This is a genomic window from Amycolatopsis sp. NPDC051373 (genome assembly GCF_040689465.1).
Classification (GTDB): domain Bacteria; phylum Actinomycetota; class Actinomycetes; order Mycobacteriales; family Pseudonocardiaceae; genus Amycolatopsis.
In genome coordinates this window covers 289,577-310,632 of record NZ_JBFBAE010000003.1, presented here as the reverse complement: position 1 = coordinate 310,632, position 21,056 = coordinate 289,577, and the positions used below count along the sequence as shown (strand labels likewise).

Genomic DNA, 21,056 nt, shown 5'->3' with positions numbered 1-21,056 from the left:
CCCATGACCACGCCCAGCCGGCCGGTCGACAGCTTCACCGTCGATCACCTCACCGTCGACGCAGCGCGGCCCCTCGCCCTCGCGGGGTTCTGGGCCGCGCTGCTCGGCTGGCGCCAGGAGGGCCCGGTCGTACGGCCCCCGGACACCGACGGCTGCGAGTTCGCCCTCACCTTCGTCTCCGAGACGGCCGCCAAAACGCACAAGAACCGGCTCCACCTCGACCTGTCCAGCCGCACCCTCGACCACCAGCGCGAGGTGGTGGCGCACGCCCGGATGCTCGGTGCGCGCCTCCTGGACGTCGGTCAGGGTGACGTGCCCTGGGTCGTCCTCGCCGATCCTGAGGGCAACGAGTTCTGCGTACTCGAGCCCCGGCCCGAGTACGCCGACACGGGCACACTGGCCGCGCTCGTCGTCGATTCCCCCGACCCGGCCCGCCTCGCCGCCTTCTGGTCGGCGTTGATCGGGTGGCCGGTGACGTCGACCCACGCGGAGATCACCGGCCTGCGCAGCCCTTCGGCTCGCGGACCGGCGATCGAGTTCCTGCTCTCGACGGACCCCCAACGCGGCCGCAACCGCCTTCGCCCCGCCCTGCGCACGCCGGCGCCGAACGAGCCCGCCGACGCCACGGATCCCGAGGGCAACGAGTACTCGCTCACTCCTCAGGTCTGGAGAAAAGATCAAAAACAGCGCGGGCTCGTGTAGCCCGCGGCCAACCGGCCACTGGTGGACGAGATCGTGGACTTCTGCGCGGACTTCGGTTCGGCTTCGGCGCGTACGAACAGAGCTTGGGAACCGCGGCGACGCGTGAAACCGGCCGCCACTGACCACCTCCGCGGTCACCGCCCTGCCGATGTTCCATCGTCCGACAACCGACAGTTGACTGCCTCACCATCGAGCAATGACAGTGAGCCCCATGGTGACCAGCAGTGATCACGAAGTCCGCGCCGTCCGAGCGCGGATGCGAGAGCTCCTCGCGCGGCCCGGATGTGTGGTGGCCCCCGGGTGTCATGACGCGCTCGCGGCGCGGATCGCGCAGGACGAGGGGTTCGAGGCCGTTTACCTGTCCGGCAACGCGGCCTCCGCGGGCTTGCTCGGACGGCCGGACGTCGGGCTCGCCGACCGGCACGAGATGACCGAGCGGGCACGCTGGGTGACGGGTTCGATCGCGCTCCCGGTTCTCGCCGACGCCGATGCCGGGTACGGCGACAGGCACGCCGTCGCGCGTACGGTGCGCGAATTCGAGGCGGCCGGCGTCGCCGGCATCCACCTCGAGGACCAGGACCTGCCCAAGCGCTGCGGTGCGATGGAGGGGGTCCGGATCGTCCCCTTCGACGACGCCATCGCGAGGCTGCGCGCGGCCTTGAAGGCCCGCACCGACCCCGACTTCCTCATCATCGCCCGCACCGACGCGCTCGCCCTCGGCGACGAGGCCGAAGCCCTCAGGCGGGCAGAGGCGTTCGCCGAGGAGGGCGCCGACCTGGTGATGGTGGAGGATGTCCGGTCCGAGGACCAGGTGCGCCGGCTGCCGAAGCTGCTGCCCGGCGTCCCGCTGCTGTTCGACGCGTTCGAGGTCTGGCCCTGGACGCTGCGGGACACGGCCGAGCTCGGCGAGCTGGGTTACAAGATCGCGATCATGTGCCTGTCCACCACGCTCGCGTACGCGCAGGCCGCCCGCACGGTCCTGCGGGCGATCCGCGACGAGGGGTCCACTCGCGGCGTCCTCGACACCCTGATGCCGCTGGCCGAATACGAACGCGTGCTCGGCATCGCCGAGTTCGAGAGCGAGGCGAAATGACCGTCACCCTCGTCACCGGCGGAGCCGGCGGCTTCGGCCGCGAGATCGGCGCCCGCCTCTCCGCGCGCGGAGACGACGTCGTGCTCCTCGACCGCGGTGACGCCGCCGCGGCCGCCGCCGAGCTGCCCCGCGGCCCGGGGCAGCGCCACCTCGGCCTGCACTGCGACCTGCGCGACGAAGGTTCCGTCGCCGCCGCCTTCGCCGAGGCCGAACGTGAGCTCGGCACCGTGGCCACGCTCGTGAACAGCGGCGGCGTCCGCGAAATCGTCAACATCCTCGACATCACGCTGGCCGAGTGGGACGACGTGCTCGCGACCAACCTCACCGGCACCTTCCTCACCTGCCGTGAGTTCGCCCGCCGCGCGGTGTCCGAAAAGGACGGAACACCCCGCGCCATCGTGAACATCGCCTCGGTCGCCGGCCTCACGGGCATCAGCAACCGCCCGGCCTACTCCGCGAGCAAACACGGCGTCATCGGCCTGTCCCGCAACCTTTCCACGGATCTGGGTCGCTTCCGCATCCGCGTGAACGTGGTCGCGCCGGGCACGATCCGCACGCCGATGACCGAGAGCTACTACCACGACAAGGACTTCGTCGACTCGCTCACCGCCGTCGTGCCACTCGGCGCGGGCGGCACGGCCCGGGACGTCGCCGACGCCGTGGCTTTCCTGTCCAGCCCGGAAAGCGGCTTCATCACCGGAGCCGTGCTGCCCGTCGACGGCGGCTGGTCGGCGGAGAAGAGTTACAGCGTCAACACGAACAGCGCCTACCACGGGAACACCCGATGAGCGGGCTCCTCGAACGGCGGACGCTGCGTCAGCAGCTCGTGGACAGCCTCCGCGCCGAAATCGCCTCCGGCGAGCTGGGCGCGGGCAGCGCGCTGGTCGAAAACGCGCTCAGCGAACGGTTCCAGGTCAGCCGCGGCACCGTCCGCGAGGCGCTGCGCGAGCTGCACGACCAGGGTCTGGTGGTGCAGCGGCCGCGCACCGGCACGTTCGTGCGCCGGCTCAGCCCCGCCGACATCACCGAGATCTACGACGTGCGCGCCGCGCTGGAAGGGCGCGCGGCCGTGGCGATCGCGCGCTCACCGTTGTGGGACGACTACGCCGACCAGCTCGAGCGGCACGTCGACGAGATGCACCGCGCCCGCACCGGCACGTTCCTCGACCGCATCCGCCTCGACCTCGAGTTCCACCGGCTGCTGTGCAAGCTGTCCGGCAACAACACGCTCGCCCAGGCGTGGGAGCACCTCGTGACCCAGATGCTCTCGGTCCACGCCGGCATGGGCGAATCGCTGGTCCTTCCGCTGATGGCTGCGGAGGACCACCTGGTGTTCGTCGACGCCATCCGCTCGCGCGAACCCGCCCGGATCCAGGCCACGTTCGACGAGATCATGGCCCACTCCGCGGCCCAGCTGCTCGCCTCGATGCGCGACCCCGCCCGCGGCACGACCGGCTACTCCGATTCCACCCCCCACTAGATCCCCGGTACTCGACGAGGAGACCGACCATGAACCCCGAATCCTCCACGGCCCCCACGCCGCAGAGACCCGCCGAGGACGAACCGCCCGGCTCGGCCCCGGCCAAGGTCGTCGCCGCCAGCATGATCGGCACCACGCTGGAGTTCTACGACTTCATCGTCTACGGCACGGTCGCCGCGCTGGTCTTCAACCGGCAATTCTTCCCGGCCGCCGCGCCCGGTGTCGGGACGCTGCTCGCGCTCTCGACGTTCGCCGTCGGCTTCCTCGCCCGCCCGCTCGGGGCCGCGTTGTTCGGCCACCTCGGTGACCGCATCGGCCGCAAACGCACGTTGATGCTCACGCTCGTGATCATGGGCGGCGCCACGGTCGCGATCGGTGTCCTGCCGCCGTATGCGGCCATCGGGTACTGGGCGCCGCTGCTGCTGGTGGTCTTGCGCGTGCTGCAGGGCGCAGCGGTCGGCGGCGAGTGGGGCGGCGCCGTGCTGCTGATCGGGGAGCACACGGCGAAAGGCCGCCGCGGCTGGGCGACGAGCTTCGCGCAGCTCGGTTCACCGCTGGGCTTGTTGCTGTCCAACGGCGTCGTGCTCGGCACCGTCGCCCTCGCCGGCAGCGACCGCTTCGCGAGCTGGGCCTGGCGGATCCCGTTCCTGCTCAGTTTCGTGCTCATCGTGATCGGTGTCGTGTTGCGTCGCACCGTCGAGGAATCCCCGGTGTTCCAGCAGATGCAGGTGCGCCAGGGCACCGCGAAGTCACCCGTGGCCGAGGTCCTGCGCCGCCACTGGGCACGTTTGCTGCTCGCGATCGGCGTGACTGTGGTGTCCTTCGGCGGCTACTACGTCTTCACCACCGTCGGGCTTGCGTACGTGAGCCTGAAGAAGATCCCCAGCTCCTACGGTCTCTACGGCACCGTGATCGGCGCGGCGCTCACCGTGCCGGTGATCCTCGGCTCCGGCGCGCTGTCCGACCGCGTGGGCCGCCGACCGCTCTACGCGGTGTCCGCGGTGCTCATGGCCGGCTGGGCGTTCGCGTTCTTTCCCTTGCTGGACACGGGTTCCGCGGTACCGGTGGTGCTCTCGTTCGCCGCCGGCATCGTCGCCTGGAGCGTGCTCTACGGGGCCCAGGGCGCGTTCCTGTCCGAGCTGTTCCCCTCTCGGGTGCGCTACACCGGCGCGTCGATCGCCTACCAGGTCACCGGTGCGCTCGGCGGGCTCGTGCCCCTGCTTTCCTTGTCCCTGCTGCAATCCCTGGGCACCACGGTCGCGATCTCGGTGTTCGTGGCGCTGACGGCCGTCGTCACGCTCGTGGCGCTGCGGCTGGCACCGGAGACCTACCGGCTGGCCGACGAGGGGGAAGGCGCATGACCACCGGCCTCACCCACCACCACGCCGACCTGGGCGACGTGCGCCTGCACTACGTCACGGCCGGGCACGGGGAACCAGTGGTGCTCCTGCACGGCTGGCCCCAAACGTGGTTCTGCTGGCGCCACGTGCTGCCCCTGCTCGCCGGCGACTTCACGATCGTCGCCCCCGACCTGCGCGGGCTCGGCGACTCCTCGCGGCCCGAGGGCGGGTACGACACGCGCACGGTCGCGTCGGACATCGACCGCTTGATGCGGGAAGAGCTGCGGGCCGACCGGTTCCACGTGATGGGGCACGACTGGGGCGGGCTCGTGGCCTACGCCCTCGCCGCGCAGTTCCCCGGCCCCGTGCGCACCCTGACCATCGTCGACGTCGCGATCCCCGGCGACGGCAGTCCCGGCATCAACCAGGGCGGCCGCCGCTGGCACCACGAGTTCCACCGGACGCCCGGCTTGCCCGAAGCGCTGATCGCCGGGCGGGAAGACCTCTACCTCGGCTGGTTCTACGACCACTACGGCCACCGCGCCGACGTGATCACCCCCGCCGACCGCGCCGAATACCTGCGTACCTACACGCAGCCCGGGGCGTTGAGCGCGGGGTTCGAGTACTACCGCGCGATCGACCAGGACGCCCGCGACAACGCCGCGCGCGCCGCCGAACAGCGGATCGCCGTGCCGGTGCTCGCCGTCGGTGGCGCGGGCGGCTGGGGCCGGGGCGCCGAGGTCGAGGCGTCGGTCTCCCGGCTGGCCGACGACGTCACCGGCGCTGTCGTGGCCGAAGCCGGGCACTGGGTGCCGGAGGAGCAGCCGCGAGAGCTGGTGCGGTTGTTCCGCGAGTTCACCGCGCGGAACACTCCACAGTAGACGGTTCACCGCCCGACCGGCTCCACGGGTTCCTGCGGTCGTCCCCTCGGTTGCAACTCTTCAGCCGCGAACATCCGATGCAGCAACTGGATCGCCACCGAACCCTCACCCACCGCCGACGCCACCCGCTTCACGGAGCCGTGCCGCACGTCTCCCGCCGCGAACACGCCCGGCAGGCTCGTTTCGAGGGGCAGCGGGGCGCGCTCGAGCGGCCACGGGCCGGCCAGGTCCGGGCCCGTCACGATGAAGCCGCGGTCGTCGCGCTCGACCTCCGGGGGCAGCCACGCGGTGTGGGGGTGCGCGCCGATCATGACGAAGAGGGCGTCGGCGGGGGCGGTGGCCGAGCGGCCGGTCAGCCGGTCGCGAAGCACGAGGTGCTCCAGCCACCCGGTGCCGCCGCCGTCGACGACCTCGGTGGCGAGGAGGACGCTGAGCCGGGGCGTGGCCTCGATTTCCCGGGCGAGGTAGTGCGACATGCCCGCGCCCAGCGACCGGCCGCGGATTAGGAGCGTGACCTGCCTGGCATACCGCGCCAGGTACAGCGCGGCCTGGCCGGCCGAGTTCCCGCCGCCGACGACGTAGACCTCGCGGTCGGCGACACCGGGCGCCTCCGAAGCCGGACCGCCGTAGTAGACGCCGGCCCCGTTCAACGCCTCGAGGGCCGGCACGCCCAGCCGGTGGTAGGTGGCACCCAGCGCGAGCAGCACCGCGCGGGACCGCACCTGCGTGCCGTTGGACAGCGTGATCGAGAGCTCGTCTTCGCGCCGCAGCTCGGCTGCCCGCTGCATGAACACGAACTTCGCCCCGAACACCCACGACTGGTCGTACGCCTGCTGCGCCAGCCGGCGGCCGCTGACGCCCCGGGGGAAACCGAGGTAGTTGCGGATCAGCGAACTGGACGTCGCCTGGCCCCCGAGCCCGCCTTCGTCGACGACCAGCGTGCCGAATCCTTCCGACGCGCCGTACATGGCCGCCGAAAGCCCGGACGGGCCCGCCCCGATGATCACGAGGTCGAACTCCATGCGGTCCGGGTTGACCGGCGCGCCCGAGGCCACGGCGATGTCGGCGTCGGTGGGGTTGCGCAGGACCGTGCCGTCGGGGAAGACGACGATCGGGAGCTCGCCCGGCCCGGCCTGGGCGATGCGGGCGCGTCCTTCGCTCGAGTCCGCCAGGGAGAACGAGTGCGGGATCGCGCACCGCCCGAGGACCTCCCGCAGCCGGTAGGCGCGTCCGGACCAGGTGTCGCCGACCACGTGGATCGTGTAGGGCGACGTGCGCCGCAGCTCGGTCCATTCGAGCAGCAGGTTCGAGATCGCGTGATGGAACACCTCGTCCGGCGCGGCGAGCGGCCGCAGCACGTAGTGGTCGATGTGCCCGCGCGCGATCGCGTCGAAGATCGCCTCACCCGTGGCCCGGTCGCCCCATTCGCCCCAGGCGATCAGCAGCCCGCGCTTCGCGTGCGGGTGCAGCCGGCGCGCCTGGGCCAGCAATTCGCCACCGGTCGTGCCGGAAAGCCATTGACCGGCAAGGACGAGCGCGACGTCTTCACCATCCGCGGCGAGTTCTTCGAGCAGCACCAACGCTTCCTGCGCCGAGGGCAGGCTCACGATGCGGTAGTGGCGCGCGTAGCGCTCGCGCAGTTCCCGTTCGACGTCACGCAGCGCATCCGCGTTCTCGTCGACGGCGAGAAGCACGGCGCCGGACATGCACCCGACAGTAACGGCGATCCACACCCGCGCGAACGCGTGGTTTTTCAGAGGCCGTCAGGCCCGGAACACGAACACCCCGCCGTCCTCGCGGTGCCGCGGCCACCCCGGGTCGCCGGTCGTGGCGAAAGCCACCCACGCCGCCTGTACCCGATCCGCCAGCGCACGCGGCGGCGTCGGCCCTTCGAGATCGGACAACCCGAGGTTGCCGAACACGAACCCCAGCTCCAGCCCGTGCGCAGCGCCCACACCGGGCAACGGCGAGGGCCACGCGAACTCGTACACGAATGCCGGCCGTGCCCGGGCGATCTCCGTGACCGGACGGCGGAACAGGGCGTCGGTCAGCACGTCGGCGTAAAGCTCGACCGGCGTCGTCCCTTCGGGAGCGGCTTCGACCGCAAGACCCAGCCGTCCCAGCAATTCCGTCACGTCCGAGTGCGAGACACCGTCCGGAAGCGACGCGCCGGCCAGCGCCAGCAGCTCGTCGGCGTTGGTGCCGATCAACAGATCCACCCCGCCGCCGCGCACGACCACGTCGAACGGCGGTTCGGTCAGTACCTCCCCGTCCACCACCGGCAGGAACGGCTGCGCGGCGGCCACGGTCGTCGCACCCCAGCGGGCGGAGTCGAGATCGGCCGTGAGGTCCGTGACGGCCGCCGTCGACAGCGCGGCGAGCTTCTCCGGCGCGACGCGCGCGAACCCCGCCGCCGTCGGCTCCACGCCGGCCGCGCGCGCGATCTCGCCGGTGACCAGAAGCGCGTCGGACGCGGAAAGCGCGGCCCGCGCGCCGGCGCTCTGCACGATCGCCCGCCGGAACAGGCCGCGATCCATCGCCACGTGCGCCAGCGTCGCGCCCGCGCCCGCCGACGTGCCGAACAACGTCACCGCGTCCGGATCCCCGCCGAACGCCGCGATGCCGGAGCGCACCCACTCCAGCGCCGCGACCTGGTCGAGCAGCGCGCGGTTCGCGACCGCGTCCGGCAGCAGCGCGAAGCCTTCCGCGCCGAGCCGGAAGTTCACCGACACGAACACGACCCCTCGCCGCGCCAACGCCGCTCCGTCGTAGATCGGCATCGCCGACGAACCGGTGACGTTCGAGCCGCCGTGCAGCCACACCAGCACCGGCAGTCCGGCCGCGTCCGGGTCGGGCGTCCACACGTTGAGGTTGAGGCAGGCCGGCCCCTCGACCACCGGCTCCGCCAGGAACGAACCCGGCAACGGAACCGAAGGCGCGGTCGGCCCGAACTCGTGCGCGTCACGCACGCCGTCCCACGCCTGGGGCGGGCGCGGCGCCCGGAACCGTGCCTCGCCGAACGGCGCGGCCGCGTAAGGGATGCCGAGGAACCGCGTGACGCCTTCGCGCACGCTGCCCCGCACCCGGCCGTACGGGGTGGTGACGATGGGATCGGTCATCCCTCCATCGTTACCAGCGCCGGGCCCGCACCGGGGCGCGGCTGCCCGAATCGCCGGCGATTTCTGTCCCGAACGCACGAACCCCCGGCCGGCGGTGATGCCGGCCAGGGGCCCGTGTCATGACTCAATCAGTGACTCAGCCGTCCGACTCGGCCGACGGGATGTACGCACCCGGCACCTGATCCGGCGAGAAGACCTTGTTCTCACCGGGGTACGGGGTCTTGAACCCGTGCGTCTGGTACCACGTGAAGTGGTTCATCTGCGCGGGGTTCGCGTAGTCCGCCGTCGCGTTCGGACCGGTGAGGCGCTGGTTCTTCTGCCACGCCGACCACTGCGAAGCGACCTGCTGCTTGTCCGCCGGCACCGCGGTGTCGGGCTGAACGGACGCGAACTGCGGAGCCACCACGTCCGGACCGCACGACGGCTGCGTCGCGAGGCCGCCCGTGAGCGACGTGCGGTTCGCCACCGCGTTGAACGGCGTGAGGTTCGGCTTGCTCGTGAACGCACTCGCCATCGGGGTGGCCGCGCTGTCCTTCTGGTTCATCGGCTGGATCCCGAGGATCTGCTCGATCGTGCGAACCATCGTGATCTGCGAGTAGTACGTGCTGTCCACGACACCGTGCTGGGCGTACGGGCTGATGATCTGGATCGGCGCCCGGTGCCCGTCGACGTGGTCCAGGCCGGCCTGGGAGTCGTCCTCGACCACGAAGATCGCGGAGTCCTTCCAGTACTGGCTGTGCGAGATCGTGTCGACGATCTTGCCCACGGCGAGGTCGTTGTCCGCGACCTGGGCGGCGGCGTTCGCGGGACCACCGGTGTGGTCACTGGAAAGCCAGAACATGTTCAGGTTCGCGGGGCCGTTCTTCTCGAAGTCCTGCTGCCAGATCTGCTCCCGGTAGACGTCCGGCACGCTGGTGTCGAACTTCGGGAAGCCGTGCACCGACACGTCGTTGAGCGACGGGATCGGCGACGACGACACGAGCGGGTAGGCGCTGGGCTCACCCGTCGCGGCCATGTTCTTGCTGTCGCAGTACAGGTTCTGCCAAGACGCGCCCGAAGGCTTGGTCAGGAACTGCTGGAACTCGCCGAAATCGCGCACGGTGTTGCCCGCCGCCTCGGCACCCGACCACAGCGTGCCGGAGGCCTGGTGGCCCAGCACGTCGTCCTCGGTGTCGTAGCTGCGCAGGTACTCACCGGCCGAGGACTCGGTGTACTCCGGGTCGTCGGCCTGCATGAGCCAGTTGTGGCCCTCGGCGGAGTTCGTGCCGATGTCGTACGTGTTGTCGTACAACCCGAACTGCTGCGCCAGCGCGTGCTGGTTCGGCGTCACGTTCTCGCCGAACTGCGCCAGCGCCGCGTCGCCGTTGCCCTGCGGGATGTCACCGAAGACCTGGTCGTAGGTCCGGTTCTCCTTGACGAGCAGGAACACGTGCTTGATCGGCGACGGGTCGCCGAGGCGAGCCGGCACGGGAACCGGCTTCTTGTTCTTGCCGTTCGCCACCTGGACAGCGTTGTTCGTCCAGCCGTTCTGCTTGAACACCTTCGGCGTGTACGACTTGATCGTCCGGTCGTCGGGCAGCTGGAAGCGCTGCACGCTGGACGTCGTGTCGTGCGTGCCGTGCCCGGCGGCCGTGGTCGGGCGCTGGGCGTCGATGCCGCGGGTGTTGGACACGACGATGTCCTTGCCCACCGTGGCGATCGCGGTCGGGAAGTAGTCCGTGGGCAGCAGGCCGATGTAGCTGGCCGGCTCCTTCGGGCTGGCGTACTTGTAGACGGCGATCGCGTTGGCGCGGCCGAGCGTCACCAGCAGGTGCCCGTCCTTGGTGAGCGTGATGCCATCGGGCTCGTACCCGACCGTGGCCTCGGGCCACGGCTGGGTCGCGATGGTCTGGGTGACCTTGTCCTTGCCCGAATCGATCACGGACACGTTGTTGCTCGACGTGTTCGCGACGAACACCGTGCCGTTGCTGGCGTACACCGCGGTCGGGTGGAGCCCGACGTTGATGGTCGCCACGGCGGCGGCCGGCTTCGCGGTGTTGATCACTGAAACCGTGCCGGTGGTGGAGGCACCCGTGAACGGGTCGGCCGGCACCTGGGTGTTGTACGAGTTGATCGTCGTCTCACCGGGGAGCGGCATCCGGCCGCCCTCGTTGCTGACGTAGAGCTTCGAGCCCACGAGCACGAGGTCGCGCGGCGCGATGCCGGTGTTCCAGCTCTGCTGGACGGCGCCGGTCGACGCGTTGATGGCGACCACGCGGTTCTGGCCGTTCACGGCGGCGTACACGACGGCGCCGTCGGGCGAGAACACCGCCTGGGCGACCAGGGCGTGCTTGGGTCCGTCGGCGGGGATCTTGACGGACACGGGGTTGGCGAGCGAGCCGTCGGCGTTCACCGAGAACTTGGTGTAGCCGTCGGTCTGGGCGAGCCACAGGAACTTGCCGTCGGGAGAGTACGACGGACCTTCCTGGCCGACGTCGCTGCCGGCGATCTTGAGGTTCACCTTCGCCGAGGTGCCGATCAGCTGCTGGACCTTGTAGCTCTTGAGGTCCACGATCGTCAGCGCGGCGTCGCCGTCGGTGGTCAGCGCGGCGAGGTGCGTGCCGTCCGGGCTGATCTTCGACGCCATGATCTTGCCGTCGTTCACGACCAGCCGGTCGCCGATCGGGTCGAGGTACTGGTCGCTCGAGACGACCAGCCCGTCCTTGGTGTTCTGGCCGACATGCTGCTGGCCGAACTCCTGCGTCGACGCGGTGCCGATGCCGGAGCCCGTCACGACCAGGGCGAGTGTGGCGGTTCCGGCGGTGACCAGGCGGATCTGACGCGATCTGCCGGTGCTGGACCTGGCTCTCCCTGCACGCCTGCGGCGGCGTGTTACCTGCATGGGGTCATCCCTTCGGGGTGTTGGACAGCAGTTCGACGCTGGCGTCGAACTGCCACAGCGGGTTGGGTTGGTCCCCGGTCGGGGTCCGCACCTGGAAGTAGCCGTTCACTTCCTTCGGCCCGTCGCCGTCGGCGACGAACCGCCCGTCTGAGGTGACGTCGAGCTGGTAGATGGCCTGACCAGTCGCTTCGACGCCGGGGAGATGCCACGAGACGACGCACCGCCAGTCGTTGCCCGGTCCTTCCTGGGCGACGAGGCCGCCGCCCTTCTGGCACTCGGACGTGACGCCCAGCTGGGCTTCCGTCACGGCGGGGCGGTGCAGTTCGTCGGTCTGCAGGCGGTAGAGATGCGCGAACGTGGTCGAAAGCGACTGCTGCACCTTGTCCTGCGTCACGCCGGAGCCGAGCGACGGCGTGGCCACGGCGATCACCGCGAAGGCGACCACGATCAGCCCGACCAGCGGCAGCGCGCCGGCGGTGATGGTGCGGCGGGCCGAGCCGTCGTAGCTCAGGTTGGTGAAATCGCGTCGCAGGAACAGGAAGTAGGCCAGCGCGGTCGCCACGACTGTCCACACGAGACAGACGAAGATGCTGACGAGCAGCGGTCCGGCTTGCGCGGGACTGGTGAACAGCCCTTCCCACGCGATGAACGAGTACGTCGGCAGCGCGAGGCGCACGGCCACGGGCAGCGGCAGCAGCTGGGCCACCGCCATCCCGAGCGCGACGACGGCGGGCAGCAGCAGGCCCATCGGCGACCGGCCCAGCGCGACGGACCCGAGCAGCCCGACCGCGGCCAACGCGAGCGTCGGGGCGAGCGCGCAAACCCACGCGAGCAGCACGTGACCGGCGGCGGCGCCGGGGGAGAGCAGGTGCCCGTCGAGTCCGACGAGCTGCCGGTTGCCGGCGCCGAGGACACCGCCGACGGCGCTGGACACGGCCAGGCCGGCCACGAGCACGAAGATCACGGTGAGACTGGCCAGCACCTTGGCCACGAAGATCCGCCGGTACGACCGGACGGCCACCAGCAGGTGCCGCCAGGTGCCGAGCCGGTCCTCGGACGCGAACACGTCGCCGGCGACCACCGACGTGAGCAGCGGGAGCGCGTAGCTGCCGGCGAACCCGAGCATCACGAGCGAACCGGCCCAGCCGGTGGCGTTCATCCAGCGGCCGAAGACGGTGTCCACCGGCAGGTCGCTCTGCTGGCTCACCGCGGCGACGAACAGCGCCGGGGCGATCCAGCAGGCGAGCACCAGCAGGCGGACTCGCCACTGGGAGACGAGTTTGACCAGCTCGAAGCGGTAGCCGCGGGCCACGGAGGCAGGTGCCTCGCGTGCGGTCGGGGTTTCCGGTGTACCCGGCGTGCCGGGTTCGGTGAGGGTCGCGGTCATCGGGCGGACTCCTGCTGCTGAGACGCGGTTTCGGACGCCTCTTCGGATTCGGTGAGGGCGAGGAACGCGGCCTCAAGCGGCGACACCACGGGCGCGAGTTCGCGGAGAGCCACGCCCGCGTGGACCAGGCGCACCACGAGGTCGTCGAGCGCGGGCACGAGCGCGCGCACCACGAGCAGGCCACTGTCCTTTCCGGACTCGTCGCCGAGCCGGATGCCGGGGGTTTCGGCCGCGAGCTTCCGCGCGGCCTCGCGATCGGAGGTCACGAGCCGGTAGTCGAGCTCCTGATTCTCCGACGAGAGCTTGCCCAGCGGACCGGTGAAGACGACGCGGCCGGTCGCGATGATCGTGACCTCCGAGCACAGCGCTTCGAGGTCGTCCATGCGGTGGCTGGACAGCACGACGGTGGCGCCTTCGGCCGCGAGCCGCGTGAGGACCCCGTGCACGTGTTTCTTGCCGGCGGGGTCGAGGCCGTTGGCGGGCTCGTCGAGCACGAGCAGGCGCGGGTGGGTGAGCAGGGCGGCGGCGAGGCCGAGCCGCTGGCGCATGCCGAGGGAGAAGCCGCGCACGCGGTCGTCGGCGACGTCGGTGAGCCCGACCTGGGCGAGCGCGTCGTCGATGCCGGCGGTGCGGGTGTCGCCGCCGCGCAGGGCGGCCAGGGCGGCAAGGTTCTTCCGCGCGGTGAGCGAGGGGTAGAGGCCGGGGCCGTCGACGAACCCGGCGACGCCGCCGGGAGCGTCCAGCGTCCGCCCGACGGGCGAGTCGAGGATCTCCAGGCGGCCCTCGTCCGCGACGGCGAGGCCCAGCAGCAGACCCAGCAGTGTGGTTTTGCCCGCGCCGTTCGGCCCGGCCACTCCGTGGATCTGCCCCTGGGCGACGTCGAGATCGATTTCGTCGAGCGCGACGACTTCGCCGAAACTTTTGGTGATTCCCCGAGCCCGGACTGCCAGAGGTGTGTCCATGGTCCCTTTGCTTTCGTCGTGAAACGTGCGTCAGGAACTTAGGGACGGTAAATTAATCTCGAGCCGGTGCCGGGTGAACGATCGGGGAACGGGGCTCGGACGAAACAAGTCGCACTCGTGGATTGTCCGAGTTAAATCGTGATCTTGCCTTGAGTTAACTGTCGCCTTGCATCAGGGGAGTCGGAACAGGGCCAGCGCGTTGTCCCTGCCGATCTTGCGACGGTCGGGTTCGTTCAGGGGTGCGGAGTCGAACCAGCCGGCCGCGTGGTCGACGTTTTCGAACCGCCAGTCGGTGGAGAAGAGCACGCGATCGGCGCTCAGTTCCGACACCGCGGCGAGCAACGACTGGGTGCGGAAATTGCCGGACGTCGTCACGTAGAAGTGCTCGGTGAAGTATTCGGTGATCGGCCGTTTGGCAGGATAGGGGAGCGCGGCATTGCTCCATTTGTTGTGGTGGTCGATCAGCCAAAGGGAGTAAGGAAGTCCTTCGCCGAGGTGACCGAGAATGATGTTCACCCCGGCGTGGCGGTCGAACAACCCCGACGCGGCCAGGCGCAGCGCGTGCGCCGCCTTCTGCTGGCCGAATGCCCAGGCCGGGCCGAGCAGCCACTCGTGGCCGGCGTACACGCGGGCGTCCTGCGGCAGCGGGTTGCGGTCCCGTGCCCCACGGCGTCACCGGTCTGGAGCTCGACGCGCGCGGCCTGATCACGCGCGCGACCGCCGTCTGGACGGCTCCTTCGTCGACGACGCGATGCGCCGCATTGGCGCAGAAGGCGGTCGAGCACTGATGGCGGCGGGGGATCCGGATTGGTGCCGGGGAGGGTGCCGGGCGGGAGAAGCGGGTTCGGCGTTCTTCGGCTGACCCCGCTTCTCCGCGTGATCAGGCGTCGGCGGTGGTCCAGGTGTCCACGGTGCGGAAGCCGAGCGTCCGCGCGAGCTGCTCGTTGGTCGGGTCGATCGCCGGCAGTCCGCCCCGCGCGCCGCCGTCGAACGCGTCGTGCAGGATTCGGGCGGCCACCAGCGTGACGCCGCGGGCAGATCGAGCATTGCCGCGCTGAGCAGATCGCGCACACTGTCGGCCGGCGCACCCGTGGCCGCGACGGAACGTCGAGGAACGTCTGCGCGTAAGCCCCGTCGACGCGCCGTACTGTCGCACCCGGCGGGGTTGTGTCGAATGTCGTGGTGTTCTTCTCGAGAGCGGTGAGCGCACGCTGATCCTGCACCGTGAGCCTGTGCCTTTCCGCGAGCTCCGTGAACGGCGTCGCGGCACCCTGGTCCGCAACGCCCCACGGCACCCCGTGTCACGGCATTTGTGCGGCGAATTCCGCCATTTCCGCGACGCTCGCGTTTTCCGATCCCGAACACGCCGTTCCGGGCCTGGCTCTGGAGACTGACCGGCAGCGCGCGGCCTTTTCCGGCTTGATCGACTGACCTCGGCAACGCGCTGAGCAGGTGTTTCGTGGTCTGGAGCCAGTCACTGTTCGCCGCGTCGGCCACATCCCGGCCCCGCGGCGCGGCCGTCGCGGGTGCCCCCATCGCTTGCGATATTCAAGACTGTGAACAAATCCCAGTGTTTCCGTTCGTGGAAAACGTTTCCGCGAACATAAATGCACTTCGCCGATGGTGCTCAGCGGTTCCAGAACCAGTCCTTGCCCCGCGCCTGCTTGAGCGCCTGCTTCTTGCGCTCAGGCGTCAGGCGGTCCAGGTAGAGCATGCCGTCCAGGTGGTCGGTCTCGTGCTGCAGGCACTGCGCCAGCACGTCGACCCCCTCGACCTCGATCGGCTCGTTGCGCAGGTCGACGCCCCGCACCACCGCGTGCTTGGCCCGCACGGTCGGAAACCACAGCTCCGGCACAGACAGGCAGCCCTCGTCGATGTCGTGCGTCTCCTCCGACAACGAGACGATCTCGGGGTTGATGACGTAGCCCGTCAGGCCACCCACGTCGTAACTGAACACCCTCAGCCCCACCCCGATCTGCGGCGCCGCCAGCCCCGCGCGCCCGTCCGGTTTCACCGAGTCCATGAGATCCGTGACCAGCGCCTCGACCTTCTTGTCGAAAGTCGTCACGGGATCGCAGACCGTCTTGAGCACCGGGTCCCCGAAGTAGCGCAGAGCGCGCATCGCCATGATCGAACGTCCTTCTTCCCGCCGGGTATCCGGACGAAGTGTAATGACCACCGGGTCCACGGCCGTGCCGACCTCGCCCGATGCCCGTCACTCGGCCACTCAGCCACTCAGAAACTCAGGCGCTCACGTACTCGAATACTTGGACACTCGAATACTCAGGCGCGTAACCGCAGCCCCTTCGGCGTCGCCCGGAAGCCGGCCTCCCGGAGGATGTCGGCGAGTTCCGAGGTGAGGGCTTGTTCGCCGTCGGCGCGTTGGACGGCCAGCTGGCCCAGCCAGCCCTCGCGGACGGCGGTGGAGAGGCCCGCCGCCGCGGCTTGGAGGGGGGCGCGGTCCTCGGTGAAGCTCAGTAGCGAGCGGCCGCCGCGTTCGACGTAGAGGGCGGGGACGCCGCCGACGAGGACCGCGAGGGCGCCCGCCTTGCGCGCCGGGCGGTGTTTCGTGTCGCCTGTGGCGGCCGGCCAGGGCAGGGCCGCACCGTAGGGCTGGGCGGGGTCGGCGGCGGCCAGCACCACCGCGCGGTCGCTACCGGCCCGAGCCGGGGAGCCGGACCAGCCGTCCGCACCGGGCGCGGGACCCGACAAGGCGCGCAGCCGATCGACCGCACCCTTCGCCGCGAACTGCGCCGCGCCGAGGCCCTCCACCACGTAGCCGCGCACGACCTGGCCCGAGTCCTCCATGCCGCGCAACACCTTGTAGATCCCCGAAAACCCGCCCGTAACCCGTTCGGTGTCGAGCGCACCGCGCGTGAGCACGCCGTGCCGTTCGAGGAACGCCTCGGTGCGCGCGTGGGCCCGGCGCGTCGGATCGGTCTCCCGCGCCGGCGTGAGAGCCCAGCGGCCCGCGACCGTCGGCGGTCCCGTGCGCGACGGCATCGCCGGGCGCCCCGCCCGCAGCCGCGCATACCGGCCGCGCGGAGCCTGCCGCCGCGGTTTGTGGGCGCCGTGGCCCGCGACCTGCGCGCGCAGCGGCGCCAGCGTGTCGCCCGTGACCAGCCCGGCCCACACGAGGTCCCACAGCGCGCCTGCGATGTCGCCGTCGTTCGGCGGCGACTCCAGCTGTGGCGAAACCCGGTCCACCAGCTGCCGGAAGAACAGTGCGCCACCCTCCAAAGTGGACAGAAGAGCCTCGTGGACCGGGCTCGACGGCGCGTTCTCCTCGACCTCCGGCAGCAGCAGGTCGGCCACGTCCGTCGGGGCGAGCGCCAGCCACCCGTCCCCGCCGGACAGCGCGCCGCAGCCCGCCCACGTGACCTCGCCGGCCGTGGTGAGCTCGTCGAGCAGCGCGGGGGAGTAGCCCGGCAGCCGGCTCGGCAGGATCAGCGACTCCACGGCACTCGCCGGCAACGGCGCGCCGGCCAGCTGCTCGACCACCGACAGCACGTCGTCAGCCGTCGGCGCCGAGCGCACCCGCGCGCCGATCCCGTGCCACGACGGCAGGAACCGGCCCAGCGCCGCGGGCTCCACGGGCTCGACCTCCGCCCGCAGCTTCGCCAGCGACGCCCGACGCAGCCGCCGCAGCACCGCCGCGTCGCAGTATTCGAGCCCCACGCCGTGGGTGTCCGGGTGCCCGATCGGGCTCAGCTCACCCCGGACCAGCCGCCCCTGCCCGGTCATCCGCTCCAGCACACCCGTGACCACGGCCGAGCCGAGCCCGAACCGCGCGGCCGCCGCCGAAGCCGGGAACGGTGCGCGAATCCGCGCGTACCGCCCGAGCAGATCGCCCAGCGGATCCTCCACCGGTTCCGTGAACGCCTCGGGCACCCCCACAGGCAGCGCGACCCCGAGCGCGTCGCGCACCCGCCCGGCGTCCTCGATCGCCAGATAGCGTTCCTCGCCGGCGATCCGCACCCGGATCGCCCGCCGCGCGGCTTCCAGTTCCTCCAGCCACTCGGGCTGGATCCCTCGTTCCAGAGCCTCCACAGTGGACAGATCACCCAGGAATCGCAACAGGTCGGCCGCGTCCTCGGCCGAACGCGCGTGCCGCTCGGGATCCAGCCGCTGCAGCGACCGCTCCACCTCGCGCACGGCGTCCGGATCCAGCAGCTCCCGGATCGCCTCCGTGCCGAGCAGTTCGGCCAGCAGCCCCGAATCCAGCGACAACGCGGCCGCGCGCCGCTCGGCCAGCGGCGCATCGGTCTCGTACAGGAACATCCCGACGTAACCGAACAGCAGGCTCCGCGCGAACGGCGACGCCGCCGGCGTCTCCACCTCGACCAGCCGCACCCGCCGCGCCCGGACGTCGGCCATCAGCTCTCGCAGCCCGCCCACGTCGTAGACGTCCTGCAGAACCTCCCGCATCGCCTCCAGCACCACGGGGAACCGCTCGTACTTCGCCGCCACCGACAGCAGCTGGGACGCTCGCTGCCGCTGCTGCCACAACGGGGTCCGCCGCCGCGGATCGCGCCGCGGCAGCAGCAGCGAGCGGGCCGCGCACTCGCGGAACCGCGCGGCGAACACCGCCGACCCGCCGACTTCCGCCACGATCAGCTGCTCGACCTCCTCCGGGTCCAGCAGCACGTCGTCGGCGCCGATGGTGACCTCGCCGCCCTCGGCGTCGAGCGCGTCGGGCAGCCGCAGCACGATGCCGTCGTCGGAATGCGCCACCTGCGCGTCGACACCCCGGTTCTCCCGCAGCCGCGCGGCGATCGCCAGCGCCCACGGTGCGTTGACCTGCGCCCCGAACGGAGAGTGCACCACGATCCGCCAGTCGCCCAGCTCGTCGCGGTAGCGCTCCAGCAGGATCGTCCGGTCGTTCGGCACGTGCCGCGTCGCCGATTTCTGCTCTTCCAGGTACGCCAGCAGGTTGTCGCACGCCCGTTGGTCGAGCCCCGCCGCCGCGGCCCGGTCGCGCGCCGCCACGCTGTCCGAAGTGGACAGCTCCCGCACGAACGCGCCCAGTGCCCGCCCGAGCTCCAGCGGCCGCCCCGCCGCGTCGCCCTTCCAGAACGGCATCCGGGCGGGCTCGCCCGGCGCCGGCACCACGATCACGCGGTCGTGGGTGATGTCCGTGATCCGCCACGACGACGTGCCCAGCAGGATGGTGTCGCCGACGCGCGACTCGTACACCATCTCCTCGTCGAACTCGCCGACGCGCGAGCCGGGTTTGTCGTCGGCCCCCGGCGTCATCACCGTGAACAGCCCTCGATCGGGGATCGTGCCGCCCGACGTGACCGCCAGCCGCTGCGAACCCGGCCGCCCGTGCAGCTCACCGGTCACGCGGTCCCACGTGATCCGCGCCCGCAGCTCGCCGAACTCCTCGCTCGGGTACCGCCCGGCCAGCATGTCGAGCACCGCGTGCAACGCGTCGTCGGGCAACGCGGAGAACGGCGCCGCCCGCCGCACCAGCGCCGCGATCTCCGGCACCGTCCACGACTCGAGCGCCACCATCGCCACCACGTGCTGCGCAAGCACGTCGAGCGGGTTGCGCGGGTACCGCACGGCCTCGATCGCCCCCGCTGCCATCCGCTCCGCGACCACCGCGCACGACACGAGGTCGCCGCGGAACTTCGGGAATATCACGCCGGACGACACGGCCCCCACCTGGTGCCCGGCGCGCCCGACCCGCTGCAGCCCCGACGCGACCGTGGGCGGCGCCTCGATCTGCACCACGAGGTCGACCGCGCCCATGTCGATGCCCAGCTCCAGCGACGACGTCGCCACCACGCACGGCAGCCGCCCGGACTTGAGCTCCTCTTCCACGTGGGTGCGCTGCTCCCGCGACATCGACCCGTGGTGCGCCCTCGCGATCGTCGGCGCCGCACCGGTGGTGAGCCCGGACTGCCCGATCGCCTCGGCGGGGAAGTCGTCGCCGGCCCGCAGCTCCGTCTGCTCGGCCGCCAGCTCGTTGAGCCGCGCCGTGAGCCGTTCGGTGAGCCGCCGCGAGTTGGCGAACACGATCGTCGACCGGTGCGCCTGGATCAGCTCCAGCACCCGTTCCTCGACCGCGGGCCAGATCGACGGCCGCTTCACCTCGGCGCCCGCGATCTCCTCCTGCGTGCCGACGCCGCCCTCGGAAGGCAGCTGCGACAACGACGTGAAGTTCTCCAGCCGCTCCATCGGCGACGGCGCCGGCCCGTCGAGGTTCGCCATGTCCTCCACCGGCACCTCGACGCGGACCTCGATGGTCTTCGCGAGCTTCGGCTGCACCACCTTGACCGGCCGCCCGCCGGCGAGGAAGGAGCTCACCTCGTCGACCGGCCGTACGGTGGCCGACAACCCGATCCGCTGCGCGGGCTTCGGCAGCAGCGCGTCGAGCCGCTCCAGCGACACCGCCAGGTGCGCGCCCCGTTTGCCGCCCGCCACGGCGTGGACCTCGTCGACGATCACCGTCTCCACGCCCGCCAGCGACTCCCGCGCCGACGACGTGAGGATGAGGAACAGCGACTCCGGCGTGGTCACCAGCACGTCGGGCGGCGTCTTGCCGAACGACCGGCGCTCGGCCGCCGTGGTGTCGCCGGTGCGCATGCCGACCTCGATCTCCGGCACCGGCAGCCCCAGCCGCCGCGATGCCTGCGAGATCCCGGCGAGCGGCGCCCGCAGGTTGCGCTGCACGTCGACCGCCAGCGCCTTCAGCGGCGAGACGTAGAGGATCCGGCAGCGCTTGCGCGGCTCCGCCGGCGGTGGTTCCACCGACAGCCGGTCGAGTGCCCACAGGAACGCGGACAGCGTCTTGCCGGACCCGGTGGGCGCCACCACCAGGGCGTGCTGCCCGGCGTGCGCGGCCCGCCAGGCCCCTTCCTGCGCCGCGGTCGGCGCGGCGAACGCCCCCTCGAACCACGTGCGGGTCGCGGGGGAGAAGAGGTCGAGGACGTCTGCTGCCACGTCCTCCATGATGCGCGGCACCCCCGACAGTTTCCGATTCCCGCCGTCGCCAACGGCCCCCTCGCGGCGAACGCCCAGGTCACGGCGTCGCCGACCACCCGACCGGGCGACCCGGACGTGCACTGCGTCACGTCCATGACCTCCCGCACCAACCCCTCCGCCCGGTCGTCCTCTCCAGGCGACCCACCAGCGAGATCGCGCCGGCTTCGGGATTGTGCGGTGCGATCGGCCCCCGGGCCGATCCGACCGTACAATCCCGA

16 protein-coding genes are annotated in these 21,056 nt (G+C 71.1%); 7 read left to right on the top strand and 9 right to left on the bottom strand.

Going from position 1 to position 21,056, the window contains the following annotated elements:
- Window positions 1-3 precede the first annotated feature (3 nt).
- The 6 genes from AB0383_RS07510 (at window position 4) to AB0383_RS07485 (ending at window position 5,496) form a co-directional block, all read left to right on the top strand.
- Window positions 4-702, top strand: a complete 699-nt coding sequence (locus AB0383_RS07510; protein WP_366185824.1) for a VOC family protein — start codon at window positions 4-6, stop codon at window positions 700-702.
- A gap of 196 nt (window positions 703-898) precedes the next feature.
- Window positions 899-1,795, top strand: a complete 897-nt coding sequence (locus tag AB0383_RS07505) for an oxaloacetate decarboxylase (RefSeq protein ID WP_364179373.1) — start codon at window positions 899-901, stop codon at window positions 1,793-1,795.
- Entirely contained in the window at window positions 1,792-2,583 is a 792-nt protein-coding gene (locus AB0383_RS07500) for an SDR family oxidoreductase (protein WP_364179371.1), read from the top strand. The genes AB0383_RS07505 and AB0383_RS07500 overlap by 4 nt, the downstream gene beginning before the upstream one ends.
- Window positions 2,580-3,275 carry a GntR family transcriptional regulator gene (locus AB0383_RS07495; RefSeq protein ID WP_364179369.1) on the top strand — a complete coding sequence of 232 codons (696 nt, stop codon included), beginning with the start codon at window positions 2,580-2,582 and terminating at the stop codon, window positions 3,273-3,275. Before AB0383_RS07500 ends, AB0383_RS07495 begins: the two co-directional genes overlap by 4 nt.
- A gap of 29 nt (window positions 3,276-3,304) precedes the next feature.
- A complete protein-coding gene (locus AB0383_RS07490; RefSeq protein ID WP_366185821.1) occupies window positions 3,305-4,636 on the top strand; it encodes an MFS transporter in 1,332 nt (443 codons plus the stop codon).
- Window positions 4,633-5,496 carry an alpha/beta hydrolase gene (locus AB0383_RS07485; protein ID WP_364179366.1) on the top strand — a complete coding sequence of 288 codons (864 nt, stop codon included), beginning with the start codon at window positions 4,633-4,635 and terminating at the stop codon, window positions 5,494-5,496. Before AB0383_RS07490 ends, AB0383_RS07485 begins: the two co-directional genes overlap by 4 nt.
- A 5-nt stretch (window positions 5,497-5,501) precedes the next feature.
- On the opposite strand, the gene AB0383_RS07480 is transcribed toward AB0383_RS07485, so the two are convergent.
- The 6 genes from AB0383_RS07480 to AB0383_RS07455 form a co-directional block, all read right to left on the bottom strand.
- Window positions 5,502-7,202 (bottom strand): FAD-dependent oxidoreductase, encoded by a 1,701-nt coding sequence (locus tag AB0383_RS07480; RefSeq protein ID WP_364179364.1) that lies wholly within the window; start codon window positions 7,200-7,202, stop codon window positions 5,502-5,504.
- A 57-nt stretch (window positions 7,203-7,259) separates the two neighbouring features.
- The gene (locus AB0383_RS07475) at window positions 7,260-8,615 is read right to left on the bottom strand and encodes a carboxylesterase family protein (RefSeq protein WP_364179363.1); all 1,356 of its coding nucleotides are present in this window, start codon (window positions 8,613-8,615) and stop codon (window positions 7,260-7,262) included.
- A 136-nt stretch (window positions 8,616-8,751) separates the two neighbouring features.
- Window positions 8,752-11,496 (bottom strand): alkaline phosphatase family protein, encoded by a 2,745-nt coding sequence (locus AB0383_RS07470; RefSeq protein WP_364179362.1) that lies wholly within the window; start codon window positions 11,494-11,496, stop codon window positions 8,752-8,754.
- A 4-nt stretch (window positions 11,497-11,500) separates the two neighbouring features.
- Window positions 11,501-12,883: an ABC transporter permease gene (locus AB0383_RS07465; protein WP_366185818.1), complete on the bottom strand. Its 1,383-nt coding sequence runs from the start codon at window positions 12,881-12,883 to the stop codon at window positions 11,501-11,503.
- Window positions 12,880-13,845, bottom strand: coding sequence for an ABC transporter ATP-binding protein (locus AB0383_RS07460; protein WP_364179358.1), 966 nt, complete (start codon window positions 13,843-13,845; stop codon window positions 12,880-12,882). Before AB0383_RS07460 ends, AB0383_RS07465 begins: the two co-directional genes overlap by 4 nt.
- A gap of 171 nt (window positions 13,846-14,016) precedes the next feature.
- Entirely contained in the window at window positions 14,017-14,472 is a 456-nt protein-coding gene (locus tag AB0383_RS07455; RefSeq protein WP_364179356.1) for an amidohydrolase family protein, read from the bottom strand.
- Between the two features lie 32 nt (window positions 14,473-14,504).
- On the opposite strand from AB0383_RS07455, the gene AB0383_RS07450 reads away from it, so the two are divergent.
- The gene (locus tag AB0383_RS07450; protein WP_364179354.1) at window positions 14,505-14,633 is read left to right on the top strand and encodes a hypothetical protein; all 129 of its coding nucleotides are present in this window, start codon (window positions 14,505-14,507) and stop codon (window positions 14,631-14,633) included.
- Window positions 14,634-14,725: 92 nt separating this feature from the next.
- On the opposite strand, the gene AB0383_RS07445 is transcribed toward AB0383_RS07450, so the two are convergent.
- The 3 genes from AB0383_RS07445 to AB0383_RS07435 form a co-directional block, all read right to left on the bottom strand.
- Window positions 14,726-14,863 carry a hypothetical protein gene (locus AB0383_RS07445; protein ID WP_364179352.1) on the bottom strand — a complete coding sequence of 46 codons (138 nt, stop codon included), beginning with the start codon at window positions 14,861-14,863 and terminating at the stop codon, window positions 14,726-14,728.
- 609 nt (window positions 14,864-15,472) lie between these two features.
- Window positions 15,473-15,973, bottom strand: coding sequence for a peptide deformylase (gene def, locus AB0383_RS07440; RefSeq protein WP_364179348.1), 501 nt, complete (start codon window positions 15,971-15,973; stop codon window positions 15,473-15,475).
- 155 nt (window positions 15,974-16,128) lie between these two features.
- On the bottom strand, window positions 16,129-20,805 hold the full coding sequence (locus tag AB0383_RS07435) for an ATP-dependent helicase (protein WP_366186014.1): 4,677 nt from the start codon (window positions 20,803-20,805) through the stop codon (window positions 16,129-16,131).
- Window positions 20,806-21,056 lie beyond the last annotated feature (251 nt).